This is a genomic window from Pectobacterium sp. HCp5_1, from assembly GCF_032905925.1.
Taxonomy (GTDB): domain Bacteria; phylum Pseudomonadota; class Gammaproteobacteria; order Enterobacterales; family Enterobacteriaceae; genus Pectobacterium; species Pectobacterium brasiliense_A.
In genome coordinates, this window is sequence record NZ_JAUMIO010000055.1 from 1 (window position 1) to 11,395 (window position 11,395).

The window sequence follows — 11,395 nt, forward strand, 5'->3', positions numbered from 1 at the left end:
GACTGAATCGTAAAACTATCGGGTACTCAAAATCAGTGGAAATGCATGACAAGATAATCGGCACATTCATCGAACGTGAACATTATCTGCAATGACCTGATCTACATATTGAATACGTGACCGTATTTTATGAATGCTAGAAGGTGATGTCAGCGCCCTGAAGCATATTTAAGGTGTCACTGTATCAACATCTAGTAATCGGATGTCTAACGGAAACGTTGCTGGATTGAGTTAAAAAACATATCCCAAAGGTGTTCAGCCATTCCTTCGTCGGTAAGCAATGAATCCTGTGAGCTTCTGGAACCCAAAAACCCCATCATTGGACGGAAACCAATAAGTTGCCCATTGTCAGCAATACTGAGGCTTTCATTACAGCTACGGTGGGTTACATCATCCTGGCTGTAACAGATATCTCCGAATCCCATGTGGCTGCCACCGCGCCAGATACCACACTGACCAACTCTGCTACCGTTGATATAAACTGCGCAAGTGAAGGAATCTGCATCACGTTGATGGAAATCAGCATCTAGCCCAGCATGACGCTTTTTAAGCTCAGTCAGTGAGTTTTCAAAATATCGGGCGACGAACTCGAATCCTTCGCGGCAGGCACGATCCTTATCAAGGTCAGTAAAGCGCTTTGGTAGGGAAAGGTTGCTTGAGCGTGGCGTAAATACAGTATCAGTTGCTTGGAAAGGTGAAGAAACTGAGGCAGGAAACTGAATATTTGCATTTTGCTGCGTTTTTTTCGTCCCCATACTTGCAATAGCGCGAGAAACAGCATCAACAACCTGAACATAGCCTTCATCATGGGTGGTAAATTTAGTAATTGGTTTAGCGTCTATTGTCGCTGCCATGATGCTTCCAAATGGCAACTGGTGCCAAGCGCACTCTCTTAGGATCACCGGAATGACAATTGCATCTCCAATCTTGTGACGCTCCAGAGCATTAGCCATCTCAATCTGATAGCAATAATCAGAAGCGATAAAATCGCTACTGATAAGCAGTAGAATAATATCAGCTTCGGAAAAATACTGGTCAATCTGGTGTTCAAATTCCTGCCCTGGAATGACGCAGCGATCGTGCCATGTTGTGATCTTTCCCATACGTTTCAAGGGTGATAGATGCTTCTCAAGTTCATTACGGAGTGCTTCATCCACATGGGAATACGAAAAAACAAGAGTGGTCATAGATGTCAGAGACTCCGATACAGAAAAATGGAAACACCTTCATTTCGAGCGATAAATATAAAAAATCACTCCTATTTACTTCAAGTTATTGGTACAGAAAATCAGCCCTTCATCTGTAAGGTGTTACAACTAAATTACAAAGTAGCACTTTTAATCATTTCACCTGACATTTTACCCCCAACTATAAGTTCTTCTAGCTTACCATGGGTAATTTTTTTCTTTGTTTCTCAGCAATATTACAACAAATATCAACGGGAGGACCCCCTAGGGAGGAGGCATTATTTTCTTTGTCTGGAATCATCTACTCCGTTATTTGTCCCTTCTCCGTACCCCTCACCACTGAACTCATCGCAGACAGCAGATCCCTGAACATCGGGGGACGTCCAGATAACAGCCCCTCGATCACAAAACCATCAACTAGCACGGTCAAGGCCCGGGTAGTTGGTTCGTCGGCAAAGCGCCGTATCGTATCGCTTAGCACTTGGGTGGATGCTTCGCTGTAAAAACTGAAAGTCGGGTGCCGCAATGCTAGAAAATAGAGCTCATAGGACAGCACAGTTTCCACCCTGTCATGCGTTAGACGAGTGATGATGAGTTCTGCCAATCGGGTGATCAATTCTTCCAGTGATGAGATATCGGCACTCCAAGCATCCATTTCCATCCTACGCCGTTGCGTCAATCGCTCAATGGAAGCAATCAGTAGTGTATCAAGATCACGGAAATAATAAGTGGTTGAACCAAGAGGAACTCCTGCCTTGGCAGCAACTGCACGATGGCTGACCCCCTGAATTCCCTTCGCTAGCATGATCGACAACGAGGCATCGACCAAGCGAGCTGACCGGTCAGGGTCTCCCGCTCCCCGCTTGCTCCGCGCCTTCGTCATGCAGGAGACTCCCCTGTCCTGTTGATCAGGATTACGCCGACGACGATAAGGGCAATGCCTGCAAGATTAGCAAGCGTCATCGCTTCACCGAACAGCAGCCAGCCGGACAGGATCAGCAACAAAGTACCTAACCCTGCCCACACGGTATAGGCCACGCTTGCCGGAATCCGCGCCAGCACATGAGAGAATAGAAAGAGGACGAACACATAGCCTGCAAACGATACCAGACCCGGTGCTATCAGCCTGAATCCGTCAGAATACTTCAGCAACGAGGTCGAAGCCGCCTCGGCAAACACTGTTAGCACAAGTAGCATCCATGTCCGCAGATTAGGGGATTGCATCATGATTGAGCCCCCAGAACTGCAATGCCGCCCAAAACGCACAGGAAGCCTGCCAAGCGGCTACCGGAAACCGGCAAACGGAAATAGAAACGGTCAATGCCCAGCAGCGCAAGCGCAACCAGCCCGGTCCATACGGCATGAGCCAAAGCGACGGGCATCAGGGTCATAGCTCGAGCGAGCAGTACGGTCGAACCAGCGTAGCACAGCAACGCCAATGCCGTAGGAATTGGCTTTCTGAATCGCTCCGAACCTTTCAGAGCCAAAGTACCCAAGGTGCTGCAAATAGCGCCGAAGATTAGCGTAGGTACAACCACAGTGTCTCCAATGAAAATAAATGTACTGATGTACACAATTTACCTAGAGAAAGAGTACTGGGTCAATAAAAAATAGTCCAGAAACCTCCATACATGATGCCCAACCACATAAACAGTAGTTGAGCATTCATAGAGTGGATTCGAGGTTCTATAGGTCGATCTGTACGCGTAGTTCTGCTCCGGCCTCCTTCAGCCGTCGAACCATGTGAGCAGGGTTGATGAGGGTCGATGGCAAATAGAGTCCTGGCGCAACGGGACCGTCACTTGCCAGACCGAGCAGTGCCTCAATCCCGACGGCAACGCCTATCCCGGTCAGTACGGTCTGGCCGCGCGGATGAGACAGTTGCGCCGTCAACGTTGCCGCTTTACCATCAGAAAGCGTACCCGTGATCTCATATACGATTTCCACAGAGGGCTGCCCCGTCGTACGACGGCCTGGAGTCTCACCGAACGCAAAGTCGTACCGGATAAATGGCGCATCGGATTTCGCCGCCAGTTCAGGCAAATCGAACGAGGGAAAACTGGTGCCCTGATACGATGTACCGTCGAGCAAAGTGAAAGTTCGGTTGCCCTGTTCGTGATTGGGCTGAACCCACTCGCCCGCATCCAGCAGAAAGCCGGGGGCCTTGTCGCCAAAGTCATCCACGTCGCTCTGGCTGGCCGGGCCGCCGAGATCCTGATCGTCCATCACCGCGCCGACCTTGATAGTATCGACATGAGAGAACCTTCCCATCACTTCCAGCCCCGCCAACACTAGCGTGCCAGCGAAGCTCGTATCCTGTAGCAAGCAGGCTGACTGATCACAGCCGCCGATCTGCACCGCCAGCTTCGGTGCCAGATGCGTGAGTTGCGTGGCAATGCTGGTGTACGGAATGCCTTGACTCACGGCGAACTTCACCGGGTTCGTCGAAAGATCGTTAGTCAGCAGGGCGATACCACTGGGTTTCAGGCAAGACGGCAATCCCAGATCTGCCCTTCTGGTATCGACAGCGACACCCACAGCGTTGCCAAGCTTAGCTGCGGCAGCCTCTGCCTTCTTACTGTCTCGTCCAGCAAGTATGAGCGGCAAATCAGGCTGATAAATTCGCAAAGCGTTGGCAGCCTCTGTCCCGACAACACCATAACCGCCAATGATCAAAAATGGGTTCATCTGAATTCCTCTATACAAGTGATACGTATACTTACTTACGTCGGTAAAAGATCTATCGCAAATCTGAGAACAAAAGGTTTGTTATTACTGCTCAAAACAGCAGCAACAGTTTATGCAAAAAAAATATTGAAGTATCCGCCTCAAATGACCAGCGATGGCTCTTATCCCTGATAGCAATCAGATTAAACAAGTTGCTAATTAATAGCGATAAGATTGCAGGTTTCCCCTTGTACTTAACTGTGATACTGTAATGTCCATGAATGAAAAGACCGTTATCCTCCAATCCCATAATCGTTGGTGGCAGCCTAATTAAAGGCGGCTCGGTTTTTTTTATCCCTATTTTAATAGCCGCGAAAGGCGGCTATTTCGTTCCAAAGGCCCCTTTCGGTTTTTTACGTAAAGGAGTCTTTAATGAACATGAAACCCACCATTCTGACCGGCGATCGCCCTACGGGTCCTCTGCACCTCGGACACTATGCAGGCTCGCTGAGTCAGCGCGTTGCCTTACAACATACCCATCAACAGTTCGTACTGGTTGCTGACTTACAAGGACTAACCGATAACGGCACGAACCCGCAAAAGATCCGCGATAATATCCCTGAGGTGCTAGCGGATTACCTAGCTGCAGGTATCAATCCGGCCCTCACCACTATCTGTCTGCAATCGGCTTTACCTGCACTAGCAGAACTGACCATGCTGTATATGAATATTGTCACCGTCGCTCGCGTAGAACGTAACCCCACGGTAAAAAATGAAATAGCGCAGAAAGGTTTTACCCGTTCTCTACCCGTTGGATTTATGGCCTATCCTATCAGCCAAGCAGCAGATATCACCGCGTTTAAAGCTGAATACGTACCAGCAGGAGACGATCAACTACCGATGATCGAGCAAACTAACGAGATTGTTCACAAGATGAATAGTTTGCTACCTACACCGCTGCTGCACCACTGTCAGGCGATTCTGAGTGGCAGCAGTCGCCTGCCAGGCATAGACGGTAGCGCCAAAATGTCAAAATCCCTCGGCAATACTCTGAAACTCTCTGCCAGTGAAGAGGATATTCACGAAGCGGTCAGCGCTATGTACACAGATCCTAATCATCTTAAAATCAGCGAACCTGGACAGATCGAAGGAAATGTCGTGTTTACCTATCTGGATGCTTTCCACCCAGACAAAGGGAAAGTGGCGATGATGAAAGCGCACTATCAACAGGGTGGGCTTGGTGATCGCACCTGTAAAAACGAGCTGGAAATCTGCCTGCAGGAATTGATTATGCCCATGCGTGAGAGGCGTGCGACTCTTATTCAGGATAAAGGCATGCTAATGGAGATACTGAAACAAGGTAGCGAACGAGCGCATGAAGTCACACAAGAGACGCTACGGGAAGTAAAGAACGGACTGGGCTTGCCTACACTATTTTGAACGCTCCCTAGCGTTCGCCAATACAAGCTTCTGATACCGAAATGGCTCATCGAAAGTTGGCATGAAATGCCATTAGAAGAGCTTCATACGGCAAGCAAAATGCTGACAGACGGTCTAGATAAGATAATATCTGATTGTAGTTCAAAGTCGCATGAGCCTGTCTGTTTACTGATCCCTTCACCGAGGCTACTGTTAGCATAACTAGTAATGTCAACAGTAGCCCTTCATCTTCTCTTTGCTCACCCTTTCATATCATACTTACTTCTGTACCTATCGCGAATGATCAATATAACCCCTGACATTTACGATTTATAAACGGCTCGCTCTACTATTTATCAATCTATCGACAAATTCGAGAGAAAATCCGATGTAATGCTTCGGTTCGAATATTTCATCGAGTTCGTGTTCTGAAATGAGCTCTGTCGTTTCCGGATCTTGCCGAAGTAAATGCCTGAGATTGACACCCTCATCAATCGCCTGCATTGCTAGGCGGTGAATAATATGGTGTGCCGTCTGGCGGCCTTTAGTTTGTGCCAACTTAAGCATGGCAGCCTCAGAGAAGATCAGCCCCCGTAACAGCCCTAAATTTTTCTCAATCTGCTGTGGTTTCACGACAAGATTACGCACCAGATGAATACTCTTATCCAGTGCAGCATCAGTCAGCAAGCATGCGCGAGGGAGCGCATCCCATTCGACCTGCATCCCACGGCAATCGCGCTCATGCTCCTGCTCTGCCGCATCCATCATGCTAGCAGCCGCAGAACGAGTTAGTTTTGCTAGTGTGACAATTTGCATGGCATTAAACGGATTTCGTTTATGGGGCATGGTACTGCTGCCAATGCTGTCTCCACCGCTATACTCTTCCAACTCGCCGATTTCTCCCTTTTGCAATGCATAGACTTCATTGCCTATTTTTCCCAGTGTTGTAGCAATCTGCGCCAGTACACTGGCGAACTCTACCAGTGAGTCGCGTGAGGTAAACCAGGCAATAGGTGGTGTATTCAGGCCTAACTCAGCAAAAAAGGCCTCTTGCACCTCAATACCACGTGAGCCTAGAGAAGCCACCGTACCAACCGCCCCCGCAAACTGCCCTACCAGCAGACGTTCTCGGCATTCGGTAAGGCGCTGCTGCTGCCGCTGGAGTTCAAACCCCCATACGGCAAATTTAAATCCCAAGGTGATGGGAATCGCTTGCTGACCATTCGTGCGCCCAACCATAATAATATTTCGGGTACTTTGCGCTTTTTCACATACGGCGTCATATACCGTTTCCAATTTACGTTCAATAATCTGATAGGCTTCTCTGAGTTGCAGGATAAGCCCCGAATCTAGAATGTCCTGTGTTGTCGCTCCCCAATGCAAATATTCTCCGGACCGTCCTTCGCAAAGGGTCTTGAATACGCTCACCAATGCAATAAAAGGATGCCCGGTTTTATCAATTTCTTGTTTGATTTTCCCAATATTGATCTGGCTGACATGTGCTTTACGCGAAATTTCCTCTGCGGCAGTGGAAGGAATAATCCCCAATCTGGCTTCAACCCGTGCCAGTGCAGCTTCACAATCCATCCATTTTTGGATCTGATTTTCATCGCTGAAAACTTGGCGCATGTCCGCCGTACCGAAATAATCTTTGAAAAGTTCACTATCAATCATGCTGGATGCCATATTGAGATCCTTACTTATAATAAAATGAATAGGGTGACAATGATCGCCAGCAGCGTGCCTGCGACATTCCTTTTGACGACTTCAATCGGCGTAACACCAGCAATTTGTGCACACACGATGGTGGCTCCAGCTACTGGTGATAAGATTCTCCCCAGTGCGCCAGACAAATAAGCTTGTGACCCCATGTGAGTAATGCTCATTCCAAAATCGGCCGCATGAACAGTGACTGCACCGTTGAATGCCAACGTTGCGGCTTCGCCGGAGCCCGATAACACGGCAATTACCATTGGGCCAAAGGTCGCGGCAAACTTCGCCGCACTAACGGAATTCTTCATCACATCGGTCAGAACCTGGATGATACCGATTTGCTCCATCCCATTGATAAACACCATGGCGCCAATAATGATGCCGATAATGTTTCCATAGGCGTTCCCCATACCGGAAAAGAACGTCTCGGAAATTTTTTTAGGGTTGATGCGTGCAATCAGGCAAGACAAGATAATCCCTGTCAGCATGGCTTCCGTAACAGAGACCGGGGGAATCAAATGAATTTGTTTACTGCTGAGAATTAATAACAACAACGGGACTATCGGCACCAGAGCTTTCAGCAGATTGGCTTTTCCCGTATGTTCCTCATTTTTTTCATCCGAAACATAACCCTTATTTTCCTTCCGAATTATCGCAACAACATTCAGCATAACTGCGACGATTAACATGGCCGTAATCGCCGCAACACTGTGTCCAGCAACTACCGTCATCACATCAACATTCGCAATCTTGGCGATAAACGGGTTCTGCACCGAGCCCGGACTAAACACGCTTCCCCACGTTCCCGCCAGTACAGCCGCAGCGGCAATCGCCGGATGAACGCCAACGCTTTTCAATACCGGGATTAAAATCGCCCCTACAGCCGCCGCACAACCCGCAGCGCTAACCAATGCGGTATTGATGATAAAGGTCACGAATACCGTGCCGGGAATCAGGATAAATCTGACCTTGATGAGGAACCGACTGAGCAACAACACCAAATGCTTATCGCATTCCGTTAGTTTCATCACGTAGGCGAAACCCATCACGGTACAGATGGCAACCACCAACCCTTCATTGACCATCGCTTTGGAGAAACTGGTAAATACGCTGGTGAATTCCCCAGCCAGTAGCGCCATTAACAGACCGGAGAGAAACAGCACCATTCGCGTTTCATATTGCTTAATAATGGCGACAAATGTCAGTACGACAATAATTACTCCTAGATAAAACATGTTCTATCCCCTTAATTATAATAGTGTTTATTGTTATTTATTGTTGAATCAGCGTTCCCCTGTCATCGTTTTACAGGATGCAATCTGACGTCGATAACCGCCCAAACAACTACACTGTGATGGCCTCTTCTGTTCGGAAGGTCACCCTTCGCTGGAATAAGCACAAACCATGCCACAATAAAAAACAATTAAAATTCAATTGGTTATATTCCATTCGTCGAAAAAAAACATCAGAGAATTTCACTCATCGTTTCATGTAGTACCATTAGCGTCTCAAAACGTATCAAATGTGTTTCATTTCTGCTTTCTTCGTTGATGGGGTAACCTGTGATGGCTTCGGAACTTATTGCTTTTCTTGCGCAAGATGAAGAGATGTACCAATCGGCCCAGACGCTATTGGCCAGCAAACAGGAGAATATTCGGTTCGAAAAGGGTGCACTGGAAGACTGTGTAGCATGTGCGCGTGAACTAATTAAAAATGGTATAGAAATCATTATTACCCGAGCGGCTGCGGCTGCGGCAATACGGGCTGCATCGTTGCAGGTCAGTCTTGTTGAGATTAGCGTTACCACAATCGACACAGTCAGAGCGATTCAAAAAGCAAAGGACTACGGCTCTCGAATTGCTGTCATCAGTTACCCTCACTTGATTAATGAACTTGATTTTCTGAGTGCATCGCTTCAAACGGACATACGGTTGTACCCCATTCATTCTGTGCAGGATATCCCCATACAGGTAGCAAAAATCCTTGCCGATGATATTGATGTCATTGTAGGGGGTTATATCGCTAAGCGTATTTCGCAGGCACATAACATTCCCTTTGAATTCGTCCACAATGGGCCAAGCAGTATTATTCAAGCCGCAGAACAGGCAAAACTGATCCTTCATGCCAAAAACCTTGAAAAAGCAAAAACAGAATTATTCAGTGCAGTTTTGGATTATGCCTATGAAGGCATTTTATCTGTGGATGTGAATGCGCGAATCACCTCGTTTAACCCACAAGCCGAGGCTATCACCGGACTAGAGAAGCATCACGTTACAGGGAAAAAATTAGATGAGATATGGCCAGAGTTAAAAATCAAATCAATGATATCCAGTGGGCGAGATGAGCTAGGTGAAATTATCGGTATCAACGGTACAGAGATTTTATGCAATAAGATCCCAATCATCGTGAACGGGAAAACGGTTGGTGCGGTCGTAACCTTTCAAAATATAGCCCGAATCCAACAAATGGAGAATCAGGTACGCCAGCGCATTCTTGGAACTGGCCATAATGCGGAAAAAACATTCCAGCAAATTGAAAAAACCAGCCATGCATTAAAAAGCACCATTGATATGGCTAAGCAGTTTGCGCTGACGGATTCGTCAATTCTCATTACTGGCGAAACGGGAACGGGAAAAGAGGTCTTTGCCCAAAGCATCCATAATTATAGCCTGCAAGCAAATGGCCCTTTTGTTGCAATTAATTGCGCTGCTCTTCCCTCGCACATTCTGGAAAGTGAATTGTTTGGCTACGACAAAGGGGCATTTACGGGGGCCGATCCGAAAGGTAAACCCGGTGTGTTTGAACTAGCACATAATGGCACTCTCTTTCTGGATGAAATTGCCGAAATGGAATATGCCATACAAGGTAAAATCCTGCGTGTTTTACAGGAAAGGGTTATTCGTCGTCTAGGCAGTGCGCATACCATCCCGGTTAACGTCCGGTTTATTGCCGCGACGAACAATAATTTAAAGACGTTGATTAAAGAAAAGCAATTTCGTGCAGATTTGTATTATCGCTTGAACGTATTACAGCTTACACTCCCGCCACTACGTGCGCGTAAAAACGACATTTCATTATTACTGGAACATTTCATTAAACAGAAAGCAGGCTTGAGTAAGGGTTACCTGACCTTTACACATGATGCTATGACAATGCTGAACACATACAGTTGGCCGGGTAATGTGCGCGAACTTATCAATATTATTGAACGTATTGTTGCCATACATAAGCATGAATATATTACGGGGGATGATATCCAGAAAATATTACAATTAGATGGTCTAAACGAAAACAGTCTTGAGGATTTTCCAGGTGAATGGGATGAAATAGACGCAGCCATTAGACAAACACGAGGCAACCATACTAAGGCCGCAAAGATACTTGGAATCAGTCGTTCAACACTCTGGCGTAAACTGAAAAATCGCCCCGGCGCAATTGAGTAAAGAAAGTTAAACTATATAACTAAATTAATATAAGTATAAAGCGGGGGGAGAGTAGATAAATGGGACTCTGGACATATCGCTGTTATTCTTCGGTCTTCTGGGGATTGTTGCAACAGTTGCTAAGTTCGTTTGCTGAGCTCAACTTCTCGGCAAGCCACTGCCCAACGTGCACCGACAGAGGTGGCTTCATTTATCCACGCGATAAACTGATGGTGTTCATCACCCGATGTCAGTCTTCCTCATCCCCATAGTAGTCCATGAGCTTTTTTCTTAAAACTAGAAACGCAGCCGCCCCCGATAGGGCATTTTCCTTTCCTCTTTTAACTATTTTTTTTGCTTTTTTTGCCTGAGATTTTGTTTATCTCTTTGATACTGCTGGTAGAAAAACCTAATATTAGATCATCTATTAGGGCTTTCATTTATAGGAAAGGCCTGTACCGTAAAAATAAATTATCTCATGCTGCAACCAAAATTACGATCGCCATCGCCGAAAACCTTACTTTTAACTTTCGTTAGATAGTCAATCCGATTCAGTAAATCACCGGGATAAATATCATTAAGAATATCATCACGATTCAGGATATATTTACCATTAGCAGGATACTGCACCAGGTGCAGCCCTTCCTCATGAGTCAAAGTTAACGCACTGCACCATGCAGAGGTGATCATGGTTCTTAGCGTGTCGTCATCCATATTAAAATCTCCCAGATGGTAGTATGCGTCCTTGTTCAGAAACAGAAATACGTGAAAATGACGTTTCCCATTCTGAGTAAATTCCCGTACCCATGCATAGCGGAGCGTATTGGGATGTACTCGTTTTCCTTCTTTACGTTTGCGCTGTTCATCTGACCTGCTCCCCGTTGATTAACACACCGCGATGTTAGTAATGTCTTCATAAGCCACATGAGGACATCCCCATGAAGAAGCGTTTTTCCGACGAACAGATCATCAGTATTCTCCGCGAGG

At 46.7% G+C, this 11,395-nt stretch carries 10 protein-coding genes and 1 pseudogene; 3 read left to right on the top strand and 8 right to left on the bottom strand.

What is annotated here, in order from left to right:
• On the top strand, positions 1–95 hold a 95-nt coding region (locus tag Q3A88_RS20940), incomplete at its 5' end, for an IS1 family transposase (protein WP_317177888.1).
• A 111-nt stretch (positions 96–206) separates the two neighbouring features.
• Here Q3A88_RS20940 and Q3A88_RS20945 read toward each other — a convergent pair.
• From Q3A88_RS20945 to Q3A88_RS20965, 5 genes are all read right to left on the bottom strand, one after another.
• The gene (locus Q3A88_RS20945) at positions 207–1,187 is read right to left on the bottom strand and encodes a toll/interleukin-1 receptor domain-containing protein (protein ID WP_317178583.1); all 981 of its coding nucleotides are present in this window, start codon (positions 1,185–1,187) and stop codon (positions 207–209) included.
• 301 nt (positions 1,188–1,488) lie between these two features.
• On the bottom strand, positions 1,489–2,070 hold the full coding sequence (locus Q3A88_RS20950; protein ID WP_317178584.1) for a hypothetical protein: 582 nt from the start codon (positions 2,068–2,070) through the stop codon (positions 1,489–1,491).
• Entirely contained in the window at positions 2,067–2,414 is a 348-nt protein-coding gene (locus Q3A88_RS20955; protein ID WP_233991338.1) for a DMT family transporter, read from the bottom strand. Before Q3A88_RS20955 ends, Q3A88_RS20950 begins: the two co-directional genes overlap by 4 nt.
• Positions 2,411–2,725, bottom strand: a complete 315-nt coding sequence (locus tag Q3A88_RS20960) for a DMT family transporter (protein WP_233991339.1) — start codon at positions 2,723–2,725, stop codon at positions 2,411–2,413. The genes Q3A88_RS20955 and Q3A88_RS20960 overlap by 4 nt, the downstream gene beginning before the upstream one ends.
• Positions 2,726–2,873: 148 nt before the next feature.
• The gene (locus Q3A88_RS20965; RefSeq protein ID WP_317178585.1) at positions 2,874–3,875 is read right to left on the bottom strand and encodes a hypothetical protein; all 1,002 of its coding nucleotides are present in this window, start codon (positions 3,873–3,875) and stop codon (positions 2,874–2,876) included.
• A gap of 411 nt (positions 3,876–4,286) precedes the next feature.
• Here Q3A88_RS20965 and trpS point away from each other — a divergent pair, with 411 nt between their 5' ends.
• Positions 4,287–5,294 carry a tryptophan--tRNA ligase gene (gene trpS, locus Q3A88_RS20970; protein ID WP_317178586.1) on the top strand — a complete coding sequence of 336 codons (1,008 nt, stop codon included), beginning with the start codon at positions 4,287–4,289 and terminating at the stop codon, positions 5,292–5,294.
• A gap of 309 nt (positions 5,295–5,603) precedes the next feature.
• Here the strand turns inward: trpS and purB are convergent, their stop codons facing one another.
• Positions 5,604–6,959, bottom strand: a complete 1,356-nt coding sequence (gene purB / locus Q3A88_RS20975; protein ID WP_233991342.1) for an adenylosuccinate lyase — start codon at positions 6,957–6,959, stop codon at positions 5,604–5,606.
• 14 nt (positions 6,960–6,973) lie between these two features.
• Positions 6,974–8,221 carry a C4-dicarboxylate transporter DcuC gene (gene dcuC / locus Q3A88_RS20980; RefSeq protein ID WP_317178587.1) on the bottom strand — a complete coding sequence of 416 codons (1,248 nt, stop codon included), beginning with the start codon at positions 8,219–8,221 and terminating at the stop codon, positions 6,974–6,976.
• A gap of 330 nt (positions 8,222–8,551) precedes the next feature.
• Between dcuC and Q3A88_RS20985 the strand changes: the two genes are divergently transcribed.
• Positions 8,552–10,429 (top strand): sigma 54-interacting transcriptional regulator, encoded by a 1,878-nt coding sequence (locus tag Q3A88_RS20985; RefSeq protein WP_317178588.1) that lies wholly within the window; start codon positions 8,552–8,554, stop codon positions 10,427–10,429.
• Between the two features lie 450 nt (positions 10,430–10,879).
• Here Q3A88_RS20985 and Q3A88_RS20990 read toward each other — a convergent pair.
• Positions 10,880–11,269: pseudogene (locus Q3A88_RS20990) on the bottom strand (inovirus Gp2 family protein); the annotation flags it as partial.
• Positions 11,270–11,395: the final 126 nt, after the last annotated feature.